Annotated in this window: 13 protein-coding genes and 1 pseudogene; all 14 read left to right on the forward strand. The window is 27.2% G+C overall.

The features are described 5' to 3' along the window. Window positions 1-28: 28 nt before the first annotated feature. The 14 genes and pseudogenes from guaA to NG901_RS12905 all read left to right on the forward strand — a co-directional run bounded on the left by guaA (window position 29) and on the right by NG901_RS12905 (window position 15,707). Window positions 29-1,570 carry a glutamine-hydrolyzing GMP synthase gene (guaA, locus tag NG901_RS12840; RefSeq protein ID WP_252215278.1) on the forward strand — a complete coding sequence of 514 codons (1,542 nt, stop codon included), beginning with the start codon at window positions 29-31 and terminating at the stop codon, window positions 1,568-1,570. 314 nt (window positions 1,571-1,884) lie between these two features. Continuing rightward, window positions 1,885-3,048 (forward strand): flagellin lysine-N-methylase, encoded by a 1,164-nt coding sequence (gene fliB, locus NG901_RS12845; protein WP_252215280.1) that lies wholly within the window; start codon window positions 1,885-1,887, stop codon window positions 3,046-3,048. A gap of 101 nt (window positions 3,049-3,149) precedes the next feature. Then, a complete protein-coding gene (locus NG901_RS12850; protein WP_252215282.1) occupies window positions 3,150-4,001 on the forward strand; it encodes a polysaccharide deacetylase family protein in 852 nt (283 codons plus the stop codon). A 308-nt stretch (window positions 4,002-4,309) separates the two neighbouring features. Then, window positions 4,310-4,795, forward strand: a complete 486-nt coding sequence (locus NG901_RS12855; RefSeq protein WP_252215284.1) for a Yae1 family protein — start codon at window positions 4,310-4,312, stop codon at window positions 4,793-4,795. A 351-nt stretch (window positions 4,796-5,146) separates the two neighbouring features. Beyond that, a complete protein-coding gene (locus tag NG901_RS12860; RefSeq protein ID WP_252215286.1) occupies window positions 5,147-7,111 on the forward strand; it encodes a BglG family transcription antiterminator in 1,965 nt (654 codons plus the stop codon). 3 nt (window positions 7,112-7,114) lie between these two features. Then, window positions 7,115-7,531: a transcriptional regulator GutM gene (locus NG901_RS12865; protein ID WP_252215288.1), complete on the forward strand. Its 417-nt coding sequence runs from the start codon at window positions 7,115-7,117 to the stop codon at window positions 7,529-7,531. A gap of 31 nt (window positions 7,532-7,562) precedes the next feature. Beyond that, window positions 7,563-8,123: a PTS glucitol/sorbitol transporter subunit IIC gene (srlA, locus tag NG901_RS12870; RefSeq protein WP_286673952.1), complete on the forward strand. Its 561-nt coding sequence runs from the start codon at window positions 7,563-7,565 to the stop codon at window positions 8,121-8,123. An 80-nt stretch (window positions 8,124-8,203) separates the two neighbouring features. Further along, a pseudogene (gene srlE, locus NG901_RS12875) lies at window positions 8,204-9,193 on the forward strand (PTS glucitol/sorbitol transporter subunit IIB). A gap of 46 nt (window positions 9,194-9,239) precedes the next feature. After that, window positions 9,240-9,605, forward strand: coding sequence for a PTS glucitol/sorbitol transporter subunit IIA (locus tag NG901_RS12880; RefSeq protein WP_252215290.1), 366 nt, complete (start codon window positions 9,240-9,242; stop codon window positions 9,603-9,605). Window positions 9,606-9,879: 274 nt separating this feature from the next. Then, on the forward strand, window positions 9,880-10,701 hold the full coding sequence (locus tag NG901_RS12885; RefSeq protein ID WP_252215292.1) for an SDR family oxidoreductase: 822 nt from the start codon (window positions 9,880-9,882) through the stop codon (window positions 10,699-10,701). Between the two features lie 158 nt (window positions 10,702-10,859). Beyond that, window positions 10,860-11,528, forward strand: a complete 669-nt coding sequence (fsa, locus tag NG901_RS12890; protein WP_252215293.1) for a fructose-6-phosphate aldolase — start codon at window positions 10,860-10,862, stop codon at window positions 11,526-11,528. A 201-nt stretch (window positions 11,529-11,729) separates the two neighbouring features. After that, the gene (locus NG901_RS12895; protein WP_252215296.1) at window positions 11,730-13,079 is read left to right on the forward strand and encodes a glucose-6-phosphate isomerase; all 1,350 of its coding nucleotides are present in this window, start codon (window positions 11,730-11,732) and stop codon (window positions 13,077-13,079) included. 3 nt (window positions 13,080-13,082) lie between these two features. Then, entirely contained in the window at window positions 13,083-13,529 is a 447-nt protein-coding gene (locus NG901_RS12900; RefSeq protein WP_252215299.1) for a YaiI/YqxD family protein, read from the forward strand. A 150-nt stretch (window positions 13,530-13,679) separates the two neighbouring features. Then, a complete protein-coding gene (locus NG901_RS12905) occupies window positions 13,680-15,707 on the forward strand; it encodes a triple tyrosine motif-containing protein (RefSeq protein ID WP_252215302.1) in 2,028 nt (675 codons plus the stop codon). The last annotated feature ends 177 nt before the right edge of the window (window positions 15,708-15,884 follow it).

The raw sequence follows: 15,884 nt of genomic DNA on the forward strand, positions 1-15,884 counted from the left end.
TTTATAAAGAACAATTTAGGAGGAAATGATGAAGAGAGATTTAGTTTTAGTTATAGATTTTGGAGGACAATATAATCAATTAATTGCTAGAAGAGTGAGAGAGTGTAATGTATATTGTGAAGTTCATCCTTATAATTTAAGTGTTGATAAGATAAAAGAAATGAATCCTAAGGGAATCATTTTTACAGGTGGACCAAACAGCGTATATGGTGAAAATTCTCCTTTATGTGATAAAGCTATATTTGAAATAGGAGTACCTATTTTTGGTATATGTTATGGTTCTCAACTTATGTCTCATATGCTTGGAGGAAAAGTGGCAACTGCACCTGTAAGTGAATATGGAAAAACAAAAGTTGATGTAAAGGTAGAATCTAAGCTTTTTGAAGGAGTATCACCTTCAACAATTTGTTGGATGAGTCATACTGATTACATAGAAAAAGCACCAGAAGGATTTAAAGTAATAGGTAATACCCCTGTTTGTCCTGTTGCTGCTATGGAATGTGAAGATAAGAATTTATATGCAGTTCAATTCCATCCAGAAGTTATGCATACAAAAGAAGGTACAAAGATGCTTTCAAATTTTGTATATAATATTTGTGGATGCACTGGAGATTGGAAAATGGATTCATTTGTTGAGAAGACAATTGAAGAAATTCGCGAAAAAGTTGGAAATGGTAAAGTATTATGTGCATTATCAGGTGGAGTTGATTCATCAGTAGCAGCAGTAATGCTTTCAAAGGCTGTTGGAAAGCAATTAACATGTGTATTTGTTGATCATGGGTTACTTCGTAAAAATGAAGGCGATGAAGTTGAAGAAATATTTGGACCTAATGGTCAGTATGATTTAAACTTCATTCGTGTAAATGCACAAGAAAGATTTTATGAAAAGTTAGCTGGCGTAGAAGAACCAGAACAAAAGAGAAAAATTATTGGTGAAGAATTTATAAGAGTATTTGAAGAAGAAGCTAAAAAAATAGGGGTAGTTGATTATCTTGTTCAAGGAACTATTTATCCAGATGTAATTGAAAGTGGTCTTGGAAAATCAGCAGTTATAAAATCTCACCATAATGTTGGAGGACTTCCTGATTATGTTGACTTTAAAGAAATAATAGAACCTCTTAGATTATTATTTAAAGATGAAGTTCGTAAGGCTGGATTAGAACTTGGAATACCTAAAAAATTGGTGTTTAGACAACCTTTCCCAGGTCCAGGTCTTGGAATACGTATTATTGGAGAGGTAACAGCTGAAAAAGTTAAAATAGTTCAAGATGCAGATGCAATCTATCGTGAAGAAATTGCAAAGGCAGGTATTGATAAAGAAATTGGTCAATATTTTGCAGCTCTTACTAATATGCGTTCAGTAGGCGTTATGGGAGATGAAAGAACTTATGATTATGCAATTGCACTTCGTGCTGTAACTACAAGTGATTTCATGACAGCTGAAAGCGCAGATCTTCCATGGGAAGTACTTGGAAAAGTAACAACTAGAATTGTAAATGAAGTAAAAGGTGTTAACCGTGTAATGTATGATTGTACAGGAAAACCACCTGCAACTATAGAATTTGAATAATATTAAATAAGTTAATATGCATTTCAACAAAATCTAAATTAAGTAGGTTTGTTGAAATGTTTTTTATTCTTTAGGAAATTATATAGACTTAAAAATCTGTGGATAACTTATAGAATACTGTATTTTAGAGGTATGATGAGTACATCTAAAGAATAAAAAATAATTATACAACACACTATTATTCCTAGTTTGAGCTTGTAAAGTATTGTAATTAAAAAGAGATGGTTTTATAATTTTTTTATTTTGGGAATTTTGTGAAGTTATGATAGAATTATATAGTAAATTTTATTAATATAAAAACAAGAGGTAGAAAAATGAGGATAAGAGTACCAGATTATTATAAGGATTTTGAATGTATTGCATCAGAGTGTGAAGATACATGTTGTGCAGGATGGGAAATTGTGATAGATGATGAAACATATGATTATTATAAAACTGTAAATGATGAATTTGGAGATAGGTTGAAAAATGAAATAGTTACAGATGAAGACGGAGAAAATATTTTTGTATTAAAAGGAGATAATTGCTCTTTCTTAAATAAATATAAGAAATGTGATATATATATTAATCTTGGAAAAGAGAGATTATGCAATACATGCAAACAATATCCAAGATTTATTGAAGAGTATGGAAGTACACGAGAAATAGGGATTTCGTTATCATGTCCAGAAGCAGCTAGAATAATCTTAAATAATTCTAAAAAAGTTGAATTTGAATTAGAAGAAAATGATGAAATGGTATGTACATATAATGATATTAGTTATGATATGTTTATTCAAATAATTAGCTCAAGAAAAATGTTCATAGATATTTTACAGGATAGATCTATTGAATTAAATAAAAGAATGGCAATAATTCTTAATTTTGCAAAAGAAATTCAAGATAAAATAGATGCAAATAAAATATCTGAAATAACAAGTATTAGACATAAGTATTCAGATAATACATTTATAAAAAAATTAATAGATCAATTAGATAATTACAAAGCAAAAAATATAGAAAAATATAAAAACATTTTTGAGTGTTTAAAAGTATATCAAGATATTGATCATATAAATGAAGAATGGCCTAACGTTTTAAAATATACTACAGAATATTTTTATGATGAAGAACATAATGTTACGTTTTATATGGATAAACATAATAAATTTGATAAATATTATGTAAATAAAATGTATGAATATGAACATTTAATGGTATATTTTATATTTAGATATTTTATGAAATCTATCTATGACTACGATGTAATTGCGAAAGTAAAACTTGCACTTATTAGCTATCTAATTATTAAAGAATTAGATGTTGTACGATGGTGTGAGAATGGATATAGATTTAATAAAGATAATCAGATAGATATAATGCATATGTACTCTAAAGATATTGAACATTCAGAAGAGAATTTAGAAACATTAGCAGAAATATTTGAAACAAATAAAATTTTTAACTTAAATAATCTAATGACTATGTTGATGAATTAAAAAATCTAGTATCTTAGGGCTTATTTAGAGAAGTTAATATAAAAAATATATTTTAATTACCAAAAGGTATAGTTTAACTTTATATTTTTAGGAGGTAAGTTTTGAAGAATAAAAAAAATAAAATTTTGAAAGGATTATTAGTAATAATATTATTATTAATTGTTTCTTTATTTACATTTCAAATTAAAAACAATACTAAAGGAAAAATTGTTCCAGCATTAGAAACTGAAAATTCAGATGTATTAGAAAGTAAAGATATTAAAAATCCATTTGAAGGTATAGATGTTACAAGTGAGGATATGGGGGTTACTGTTTTAGGATATCATTCTATTGGAGATGAATTTAAGAAAGATCCATTAGTTGTATCTAAAGATTTATTTAGAACGCATCTTCAAGCAATAAAAGATGCAGGTTATACAACTATAACATTACATGAGTTATATGATTACCTATATAATGGAGCGGAAATTCCTAAGAAAAGTGTAGTTATAACATTAGATGATGGATATAAAGATAATTATACAAATGCATTTCCTATTCTTAAAGAATTCTCAATGAATGCAACTATGTTTATAATAGGTAATTATTTAGATGGTGATGTATATTTGTTACCTTCACAGGTAAAAGAGATGAGTGATTATGGGATTGATATTGAAGGTCATACACTTACTCATAGAGAGCTTTCAACTTTAAATTATGATGAACAATTAAAAGAAGTTAAAGAATCTAAAATTAAGCTTGAAAATATAACAGGTAAAAATATTAACTTTATTGCATATCCTTCTGGTAGTTATAACGATGAGACTTTAAAAGCTGTTAAAGAAGCAGGATATAGTATGGCATTTACCGTTAAAAAGGGACAAGCACATAAAGGTGACAATCAATATGAAATAAACAGAGTATTAGTTGATTATACTTATAAACCAAGACATATAAAAAGAGATTTAAAGTAAAATAGTAGATTATAAATAATATTAATTTAACTTATAATTAATATTATTTATAAAATCTAGAATACAAGTATTAAAAAATAGTTAGATTTTTGTGTATTTAATTATACAAAATGATAACTATTTTTTTCTTTAGGAAATTATAAAAATCTTAAATTTAAGAATAACTTCTAGAATACCGTGTTTTAAGGGTATGATGAGTACTATTAAAGAATACAAAATTATATTTAAATTTTGTCTGATTAAAATTAACCAATACACTAATTTTAACATACTATATATTATAATTATTTACCAAAGGAGATAAACAGATGAACGATTATTATTGTAATGAAGATGAATTAGTTTGTAAATTTGATGAAGTTAGTGATTGTGAAGAAGCAGATTATAATGAAATGAATTGCTCAGACACAGCAGGAACTGATAATAATTCAGTATGTGCAAAATGTTATAAAAAAGGATTTAAAGCAGGTTGTGAAAAAGGATATAAAGATGGATTCAAAGATGGCTGCGAAAAAGGATATAAGAAAGGGTTTAAAGAGGGCCGTGAAAAAGGATATGAAGAAGGATATGAAGATGGCCGTGAAAAAGGATATGAAGAAGGATTCAGAGACGGCTGTAAAAAAGGATATGAAGAAGGATTCAGAGATGGCTGTAAAAAAGGATATAAGAAAGGATTTAAAGATGGCCGTGAAAAAGGTTTCCAAGAAGGATGCAAAGCTGGTTTTAGAGAAGGATATGAAAAAGCTATACAAGATATTATGAAATGCTTAAATAGAAATAATTCACGCTGTTAAATTTTTAAAGCGTAATTGAGCTATAATATTAAATTTAATAGAATAATCTAAAATCTTACCACAGGAGAATTTATACTCTGTATAAATTCTTCTTTTTTAATTTAAGTAAAAAAAGGACTATTTAATGTGAGAAAAATTATGAAACGTGTATAAATGTGTATAAATAAGTATAAATGTATACAAACATGTTATAATAAAAATGAAATGGTTTGCAAAATTAGTTTTATAACACATTTATCTAAGTTTTTTTATTAGTATACATTTTTTCCAAACTGTAATGAAAAAGTGAATATTAAATAAATTACATTAATGTACTATTATATAATTGTAAGATGGAATGAGGGGTTGAAAATGATTACACAATCATTAGAAAGAAAGTTATTTACCATACTTGAAATGTTAGCTGATAGCAAAGAAAAAGCTTTAAAAGATTTTTCGGATGAACTTGGTGTTAGTACTAGAAGTATTAGAACTTACTTAAAGCAATTACAGGAAGAAATACCTAAGGATGTTGTAGAAATAGTAAAGACTAATAATTCTCAGTATAAGCTAAATGTGAAAGATGATGAAAAATTTAAGCAATTGCTAGAGTTAAATAGAAGACAAAAACAAAAATTTTGTCAATTAAATAATCCAGAAGAAAGAATTGATTATTTAATAAACAGGTTAGTAGGACTTAATGAGATTGTGACAATTGATGATTTAGCAGAAGAAATGAATGTAGGAAGGACTACTTTAGTTAAAGATTTAAAAAAAGTAGATCAGAAGTTAGATGAGTATGGATTAATATTAAAGAGAAAAACAAATTCAGGAATAAAAATTGAAGGCGATGAAATTAATTTAAGATTAATCATACTTGAACATTTATGTAAAACATATAATGATTCAATAATTTTATTAGAAAGCAATAATATTCTTACTAAAAAAGAGATTATTAAACTTCAAGAACAAATAGTAATAAATCTAAAAGAAAATAGATTTAGTGTAACTGAAGCCTTAATAAATAACTTAATAAGATATATAGCAGTAATGCTAATGAGATTGAAGAATAATAAAAATATAATTTCACTACAATCACAATATAAAATAATAAAGGAATCAGAAGAGTATGAAATAGGAAAAACTATAAAAAATACAATTGAAACATTAAAAGATGAAAAGATTGATGATTTAGAAATAATTTTTATAGTAATGCCTTTACTTGGAAGAAATGCACCTTTGTATCATGAAGTATTAAGAAATTTAACAATAGGTGAAAATGTAACTTTATTAAGAAAACAAATCTTTGACAAGGTTTTTGAATTTACTGGATTAAGCTTAGAAGAAGATGAACAATTAATACAAGGATTAGAATATCATTTATATTATGCACTAAATAGAATAGTACTAAATATAAAATATAAAAATCCTATGTTAAAAGAAATAAAAGAAAAGTACAAATTGCCTTATGAAGTTGCTAAAATAGCTGCTTCAGTAATTGAAGATAAGTATGAGGTACAAGTAGAAGATGATGAAATTGGATACTTAGCATTACATTTTGGAACTTATGTTGAAAAAGCAGGCAAATCTTTTATTCAAATAGAAAAAGCAGCAATTGTTTGCGGGACAGGCTTAGGAACAGCAAAGTTACTAATTATAAAGTTAAAGAAAATACTTGGAGAAGAAATTAATTTTAAATCATTTTCAGATTTAGATTTTACAGAAGAAATAGCAAGTAATTATGATATGATATTTACCCTTGTAGATTTAGATATAAATACTGAAACACAAATAGTAAAAATCACTTCGATTTTTGATGAATGTCAATTAAAAGGAGAAATAGAAAGTCAAATATTTTTAAATAAGACTAATGAGAAAAGAAATGATACAGAACAATATATTTTAAATGGAATGTTGGATAAAAAATTAGTATTTTATTTAAACAAAAACAATTTCATGGACAATTTAGAAGATATGTTGGATAGCTTAATAAAATCAAATATTGTATCAAATGAATATAAGAAAAGAGTTATAGCAAGAGAAAAGAAAGCAGGAACAGCATTTGGTGGAAATATAGCATTACCACATGCAGTAGATGAAAAGGTAAATAGTGTAATAGTTTCATATGGAATACTAGATAAATTACTTGTGGTTGATGGTAAGGAAGTAGGACTCATAATATTACTTGTAATACCTTCAGAAAGCCAAAATAGTCAAGATATTATAGTAAAAACATATCAAGAAATTATAGACTTATCAAGTGATAAGAAGATAGTTCAAAAGCTAATAAAAAGTAAAAATTATAAAGAGTTTAAAGAAGTTTTAGGAAGGAGATAAATTATGAATTCGGTTGTATTTTTAATAATTATAGGAATTGCTGTTTGGATACTTAATTTTATCTTTGGATTAATACAGATCAAGGATTTCAATAAAAATTATATAGAATTAAGAAGATTAGGAAAAGTAGCAATAGGAAGAAAAAAAGGAATGATTAACTCAGGCACTATAGTTCTTATAAGAATTCAAGATGATGGATTAATTTTAGAATCTAGAAAAATGCAGGGAGTAACAGTAGCAGCAAGAGTTAAACAATTTAAAGGTCTTGAAAATATGTATATAGATAGTATTGAGGAAAACGATTTAAAAGAATTTAACAAACCACTTAAAAGAGCAATCTTAGATGCTGTTAAAAACTATAAAAAGTTTAGACATGAGGAGGGAAGTAAAAAAGAAGCAGACTTAGAAGTGGTTGTTTAAGAATTGTAATATATAATGAGGAGGTTTTCTTATGACACAAATGTTAGAATTATTAGCTAGAGGTGCAGATTCATTCATGAATCTATTTAGAGCAGGTGGTAATCAATTTATGGGCTTTGTAACAGGCATAATACCATTACTAATAGCACTACTAGTTACAATGAATGCAATTATAAAATTTATTGGGGATGAGAAAGTAGAAAAATTAGCTATGAAATGTGCTAAAAACCCAATAACTAGATACTTATTATTACCGGTTATAGGAACATTCGTATTTGCGAATCCAATGACATTATCATTAGGTAAGTTTATGCCAGAAAAGTATAAACCAAGTTACTATGCAGCAGCAAGTTTCTCTTGCCACACAATGAATGGATTATTTCCACATATAAATCCAGGTGAATTATTTGTATTCTTAGGAATAGCAGCAGGTATTACTACATTAGGTTTTTCAACTACAGATCTAGCAGTTAGATATTTATTAGTAGGTATAATAACAAACTTCTTTAGAGGTTGGATAACAGATTTCACAACTTCATATGTAGAAAAACAACAAGGTGTTAAATTAAACACAGAAGTTAAATTAGGATAATTATTAAATAAAAAAATTAATTGAATAAAAATTAAAGTTAAATAAGATAAATAAAAAAATAAAAAATTAAGGAGTTGGCAATTATGGGATATAAAAAAGTTAAGATAAACAAAGGATCAGGCGGATGGGGTGGCCCATTATTAATAGAACCTACAGAAAAAAGAAACAAGGTAGTATATATTACTGGAGGAGCTCAACCAGAAACAGCAGTTACAATAGCAGAATTAACAGGATGTGAATTAATAGATGGATTTACAACAGGAGTTAAAGATGATGAAATTGCTTGTGTAATAATAAATTGTGGTGGAACATTAAGATGTGGAATCTATCCTCAAAAGAAGATACCAACAGTTAATATTATGAAAACAGGTAGAAGTGGACCTTTAGCAATGTTTATAAAAGAAGATATTTATGTTTCAGCAGTAAAACCAGCAAATGTAGAAGTAATAGAATAGGTTTATTTTCTAAGATATAAAGAATACGATTTAAAGGAGGAAGACTTAATGAGTTACGATACTAGTAAAAAGATTAGTCAACAAACAGGGGGACTTGTTGGAAAGATTGGTATAGCAATAGGAAACTTTAGTAGTACATTATTCCAAGCAGGAAGAGATACTATTGACACAGTAATTCACACAATATTACCATTCATGGCTTTCGTTGCAGTAATGATAGGTATTATAAATGAATCAGGAGTAGGGAGCTTTATTGCAAATTTACTTACACCATTAATAGGAAATGTAGGCGGATTAGTTGTATTAGCACTTATATGCTCATTCCCATTACTTTCACCATTCTTAGGACCTGGTGCAGTTATAGCACAAATAGTTGGTGTTTTAATAGGTACTGAAATTGGTAAAGGAACTATACCACCACACTTAGCATTACCAGCATTATTTGCTATCAATGCACAAGCAGCAGCAGACTTTATACCAGTAGGTTTAGGATTAGCTGAAGCAGAACCAGACACTGTACAAGTCGGTGTCCCATCAGTTTTATACTCAAGATTCTTAACAGGAGCTCCAACAGTTGTAGTAGCTTGGCTTGTAAGTTTTGGACTATACAGCTAAATTGTATTAATTAAAGAATCTAATTGTTAAAGAAGGGAACAATTTTATGAAGACGATTTATAGCACTAAAATAGAAAAAATTGGTGAAAATGCTGAAGAATTTTTTGCAGCAAATATGTTCATAACTTTTAAGGACAATGCTCCTCAAGAATTAATTGATTATTGCTTTATTCACAATGAAAATAATTTATTAGAAGAGATAATGCCTAATGATATACTTTGCATAAATGATGTAAATTATGAAATAAAAGCAGTAGGTGAATTAGTAAATAAAAATTTAAAAGAATTGGGACATATAACATATAATTTTCTAGGAGAAGAAGAAGCACAAGTAGGTGGAACTTTATATCTAGAAAAAAAAGAAATTGCACCAATTGCCGTTGGTACAATTTTAAAAATAATAAGAAATTAATTTTAAATAGTTAAAAAATAATATTTAAGAAAATTATAAGTCAATTTATACAATAAGTCAATTTGATGAAGAGTTTTAAAGTATTTTCAAACTTATATATAAATAATTAAATAATTTATGGAATTAATTGTTCTTTGAATTTGAAATAGGTTTGATTATGAATGTGCTTATATCGGAAATAAGTAAAAACAATCAAACCTATTTTATTTATCAGATGTAGAGAAACGATGTTCATATAAATTAATGAGTTAATTTAATGATGGAGGGATAAAAAATGACAAAGTCATGGTTAAATTTAGAAGGAAAAACAGTAATAGTTACAGGTGGAGCATCAGGAATAGGAAAGGCAGTAGCACAAGAATTTTTAAATAATGGTTCAAATGTTGTTGTATGTGATATGAATCCTAATGCACCACAATTAGATATGAATGAAACAAGTGGAAAAATGGTATATGTAAATACAGATGTAACAAATTATGATAGCGTTAAAGAAATGGTTTCAAAAACTAAAGAAGCATTCGGTAAAATAGATATTTTAGTAAATAATGCAGGTATAAATATACCTAGATTATTAGTAGATCCAAAAGAAGAAAATAGTAAGTACGAATTAGATGAAGCTGTTTTTGATAAAATAGTTAATGTTAATATAAAAGGTGTATTTTTCTGTGCACAAGCAGTTGCTAGAGAAATGGTAAAGACAGGTTCTGGAGTAATAGTAAATATGTCTTCGGAAAGTGGATTAGAAGGATCAGAAGGCCAAAGTATTTATGCAGCAACTAAAAATGCAGTAAATTCATTTACAAGATCTTGGTCTAAAGAATTAGGAAAGCAAGGCGTTAGAGTTGTAGGTGTAGCACCAGGAATATTAGAAGCTACAGGATTAAGAACTATAGAATATGAAACAGCATTATCTTATACTAGAGGAATTACAGTTGAAGATTTAAGAGCTGGATATAGCAAAACATCAACTACTCCACTTGGAAGATCAGGAAAATTATCAGAAGTCGCTGACTTAGTTTGTTACTTAGGATCAGAAAGAGGAAGTTACATCCATGGAGTAACTTATAATGTAGCTGGCGGAAAAACTAGAGGTTAATTTTATTTAGTAAAAATCAAAAAAAGTATTTTAAATCAATTTAGTACTCTCTCATAAATTTTAAATAAATATAAACATTAAAAGTTCCTAATATTATCAGGGACTTTTAATGCTATAAAAATAAATTTTAAGAATATTAATAGGGATGTGAGGAAAAAATGATATATATATTAGATACTGCAAACTTACAAGAAATAAAAAGGGCATATGAATTTTATCCTATGGAAGGTGTTACAACAAATCCATCTATAATAAGTAAAGAAAAAGAAGATTTTATAAAAATATTAAAAAACATAAGAGAAATAATAGGTAATGATAGCATGTTACATGCACAAGTTTTATCATTAAAAGCTGAAGACATGATTGAAGAAGCTAAGTATATAGCAGAGCAAGTTGGAGGAAATATATATATTAAAATACCTGTAACTCCAGATGGAATAAAGGCTATAAAAATATTAAATAAAGCTGGATATAAGATAACAGCTACTGCAATATTTACACCACAACAAGCTTTGATAGCAGCAAAAGCAGGAGCTCACTTTGTTGCACCATATGTTAATAGAATAGATAATATTAGCGGAAATGGAGTAGAAGTTGTTGGAGAAATAATTAAATTGTTAGAATTTAATAGTTTAAATACTAAAGTTTTAGCAGCATCTTTTAAAAATGTTCAACAAGTTAATGAAGTTGCTTTAAGAGGATGTCAATCAGTAACAGTGGGAAGCGACATAATGGATAAACTTATAGAACATCCATTAACAGAATTAAGTGTAAAACAATTCATTAATGATTGGGAAAATGCATATAATAAGATTACAGTATTATAATAAGGTAAAAGAATAAAGACATTTTTAATTATAAAGTAGATAGATTTGTATAGATCTGTCTACTTTAATAATTAAGAATTATTATCTTTAGTATAAAATTCCAAAGTTTGAATAATATCATAAATGTTTAAGAAATGTTTAATTAAAGTGTGATATAATTGAAAAGTGAAATTTACGTAATTAAGATATGGAGGTATGGTTGTGAAAAAAGGATTAACATTAGATTTAAGTAAAACACAAGGATTCGTAAAAAACTATGAACTAGATTACATGGAAGGAATGGTAAAAGATTCACATGATAGACTTCATAGTAAAACAGGTCAAGGAAGTGATTTTTTAGGTTGGATAGACCTGCCAGTAGATTATGATAAAGAAGAATTTGCTAGAATTAAGAAATCAGCAGAAAAAATACAATCTGATTCAGATGTATTAATAGTTATAGGAATAGGTGGATCTTATCTTGGAGCTAGAGCTGCAATAGAAATGTTAACAAGTAATTTCCATAACGTTTTAGATGACAATAAGAGAAAAGTGCCAAAGATATTTTATGCAGGTAATAACATAAGTTCAACTTATATGGCAGAACTATTAGAAGCTATAGAAGGAAAAGATGTTAGTGTAAATGTAATTTCAAAATCAGGTACTACTACAGAACCAGCTATTGCATTTAGAATATTTAAATCATACTTAGAAAAGAAATATGGTGTAGAAGAAGCAAGAAAGAGAATATATGCAACTACAGATAAAGCTAGAGGTGCATTAAAAAGCTTAGCTGATGCAGAAGGATATGAAACATTTGTAATTCCTGATGATGTTGGTGGAAGATTTACAGTGTTAACACCAGTAGGCTTATTACCAATAGCTGTAGCTGGAATAAATATAGATGAAATGATGCAAGGTGCAGCAGATGCAAGAGAAACATATTCAAATCCTTCACTTAAGGAAAATGATTGTTATAAATATGCTGTCACAAGAAATGCTTTATATAATAAAGGTAAAGAAATAGAAGTATTAGTTAATTATGAACCATGTATTCATTATTTCAATGAATGGTGGAAACAATTATATGGAGAATCTGAAGGAAAAGATAAAAAAGGATTATTCCCAGCAGCAGTTGACTTTAGCACTGATCTTCACTCTATGGGACAATATATTCAAGATGGTAGAAGAAATCTTTTTGAAACAGTTATTAATGTCGAAAAAGCTAGAAAAGAAATTACAATAGAATTTAGCGAAGGCGACTTAGATGGATTAAACTTCTTAGCTGGAAAAACTATGGATTTTGTAAATAATAAAGCATTCCAAGGAACTTTATTAGCTCATAATGATGGTGAAGTACCTAATATGGTATTAAATGTACCAGAACTTTCACCTTACTATTTTGGTCACATGGTATATTTCTTTGAAAAAGCTTGTGGATTAAGTGGATATCTTTTAGGAATAAATCCATTCGATCAACCAGGAGTTGAAGCATACAAGAAGAATATGTTTGCACTTCTTGGAAAACCAGGATATGAAGATATGAAAGATGAATTAGAGAAGAGACTTTAATTTATGAAAGTTATAATTGATGGAGATGCCTGTCCAGGTATCTCCATTATTGAAAAAGTGGCTAAAGATAGAGATATACCAGTAATAATTTATTGCGATATAAATCATTGTATACAAAGTAATTACTCAGAAGTTAAAATTGTGGATAGTGGTTTTCAAAGTGTGGATATGTTTGTAATTAATGAAACTAAAGCTAATGACATAGTAGTATCTCAAGATTATGGGGTAGCAGCTATATGTTTGCCTAAGAAAGCAAGAGTAATAAATCCAAAAGGTTTTATTTATGATGAAAGCAATATAGATCGATTATTAGAAGAAAGACATTTATCCCAAAAAATTAGGAGAGGTGGAGGTAAAACTTCCAATCCTAAAAAAAGGACTAATGAGGATAATTTAAGATTAGAAAAAAACTTAATAAAACTAATTGAATTAGTTAATAAAAATATATAGAGGAGAATACCTCTATTTTTTTTTCAGTATATGATAAGAATTATATAAATATGATATAATTTAAATAAAAATTAACTGAAGTTATTTACAAAAAATGGAATAATTGTATAATATAATTAAGGAGTAATATAGAGAGGGGTTTTGAGAAGGATGCAAGAGCTTCAGTTAAAGAATATAGAACTCATATTTAATAAAGAAAAACCGCAAACAAGAGGAACGGAAATAAATATAAAAAGTCAGGTTAATAATCCTAAGGATGACATAGAATATAAATTTATTATTGGTTTAAATGGTATATGGACAACTATACAAGATTATTCAGAAAAAGATAATTGCTGTTGGAAGCCAGTTTATGAAGGGGAATATACGGTTATGGTTCAAGCAAGAGATAAGGAAGGAAAAAAATCATTCGATTATGTAGCTAAAGAAGATTATTTAATTAGTAACAAAGATTTAGTAAGACTTATAGATGAGGTAAAGGTTGATAAAACTAGTTTAAATGTTGGAGAAAAGTGTTCTATAGAGGTAAAAGCAGCGGAAGAAGAGTTACTTTACAGATTTTATGTAAAGGGAGAGCAAGGATGGGAACCTATTATAGACTATACAACAGATAATACATTATTATATACTGCAAATAATGCAGGCAAAAAAGAATTTTTAATAGAATGTAAAAGAGCTACTTCTGATGAAAATTTTGATGATTATACTACTATCAAAATAAATGTGGATGATATTGAAGATGTTGAAATAACTAATTTTATATGTCATAATACTGAATTAATAGTTGGACAAGATCTTAAATTTACATTAGAAACCAAAAATGAAAGTAACAGAACAATTTTATATAAATTTTATAAGATTTCAAAAGATGGAAAGGCAATCTGCATGCAAGATTATTCTACTAAAAATTATTTGAATTACAAAGAACATGCTCATGGTAGTTATAGACTTTTAGCATGTGCAAAAGATATATTTTCAAATAAAGAATATGATGATAGGGCAGTTCTTTTATATAATATAAAACCATATAAGGATATATTAATTAAAGGGTTTGCAGCAGATTTAAGTTCACCTCAAATTATAGAAACTGATATAAAATTCAAAGCAGAAGTAGAGGGTGGAATTAATATTCTATATAGATATAAAGTAAAAGGTTCATATGAAGAGGATACTGGATTTATAAGGAATTCTGAATATATATGGCAACCTAGAGAATCAGGAAGATATAGTATATCAGTTTTTGCCAAAGATGCATCGTCTGAATGTGAATATGAAGCTTGCGAAGAAATTGAATTTGAAATAGAAAAAAGAGGCAATAAGCCAGTAAAAATAGTTGATGTTGTTATAGATAAAGAAAAAAGTGTTTTGATTAAACAACCTGTTAATATAATGGTTAATGCAGAAGGTGGAACTAGATTAAATTATTCATTTGTAGTGTATAGAAATAAAATAAAGGTGGAAAAAATAAATAATAATAATAAAAATTGGATTAATTTTACTCCTGAAGAAAAAGGAGATTATGAGATAGAGATTATTATTAAGGACAGATATTCTGATAAAGAATTTGATGCACATACTTTTGTTTACTTAAAAGCAAATGAGTATATACCAGGAGAAATCGATTATATAATGTTACCTTTAAAAAATAATTATGTAGTTGGAGATACCATAGAATTTGAATCAATAATTCAAAATACAAAAAGTGTCTTGGTTAAATATGTAACTAAAATTAATGGACATTTAGTTGAAGAAACTGAATTTATTAAAAATAAAAAATTAAGATTTGTTCCTAAAACTTCAGGAAAATATACAATAGAAGTGTATGCTAAAAATATAAAATGTATAGATGAATATGATTCTAAAAAAGAAGTTAGTTTATATATAAATGAAGCATCACCTGTTATAAATACAGAAATAATTATAAATAAAAAGAAGGTTAAAATTAATCATGAATTATCATTTGAAGTAAAGAGTACAGGTGGAAAAGATGTCTGCTATGAATTTTATTTAATGGAACATGGTAACTGGAATAAAGTTCAATCATATAGTAAGAAAAATTACTATAGCTTTATACCTTTTATTAAAGGAAAGTATAAGATTTTAGTATTATCTAAAAGTTATTATAAAAATACTAACTATGAAGATTATGCAGAAATATCTTTTAAGGTATTAGATTAAGATTTATAAACTTGTTACGAAAATAAATATAGTAGATTAATTTAAGTTTGTGATTTTAATAAAAGATTCTATTTAAACAAATCATTGATATATGAATAAGCAAAGTGGACTGAGTAATTGAACTTAGGAATATAGTACTATTTGTATATATCAACAATTATTTAAAATATAGCATAA

The organism is Clostridium sp. CMCC3677, assembly GCF_023845585.1.
Lineage (GTDB): Bacteria > Bacillota > Clostridia > Clostridiales > Clostridiaceae > Clostridium > Clostridium aquiflavi.

Bases quoted from the DNA above. Each gene is read 5' to 3' on its own strand.
- NG901_RS12885 (WP_252215292.1), top strand. From the start codon at position 9,880: ATGACAAAGTCATGGTTAAATTTAGAAGGAAAAACAGTAATAGTTACA.
- NG901_RS12880 (WP_252215290.1), top strand. From the start codon at position 9,240: ATGAAGACGATTTATAGCACTAAAATAGAAAAAATTGGTGAAAATGCT.
- NG901_RS12900 (WP_252215299.1), top strand. From the start codon at position 13,083: ATGAAAGTTATAATTGATGGAGATGCCTGTCCAGGTATCTCCATTATT.
- fsa (WP_252215293.1), top strand. From the start codon at position 10,860: ATGATATATATATTAGATACTGCAAACTTACAAGAAATAAAAAGGGCA.
- NG901_RS12905 (WP_252215302.1), top strand. From the start codon at position 13,680: ATGCAAGAGCTTCAGTTAAAGAATATAGAACTCATATTTAATAAAGAA.
- NG901_RS12860 (WP_252215286.1), top strand. From the start codon at position 5,147: ATGATTACACAATCATTAGAAAGAAAGTTATTTACCATACTTGAAATG.
- guaA (WP_252215278.1), top strand. From the start codon at position 29: ATGAAGAGAGATTTAGTTTTAGTTATAGATTTTGGAGGACAATATAAT.
- srlA (WP_286673952.1), top strand. From the start codon at position 7,563: ATGACACAAATGTTAGAATTATTAGCTAGAGGTGCAGATTCATTCATG.
- NG901_RS12865 (WP_252215288.1), top strand. From the start codon at position 7,115: ATGAATTCGGTTGTATTTTTAATAATTATAGGAATTGCTGTTTGGATA.
- fliB (WP_252215280.1), top strand. From the start codon at position 1,885: ATGAGGATAAGAGTACCAGATTATTATAAGGATTTTGAATGTATTGCA.
- NG901_RS12855 (WP_252215284.1), top strand. From the start codon at position 4,310: ATGAACGATTATTATTGTAATGAAGATGAATTAGTTTGTAAATTTGAT.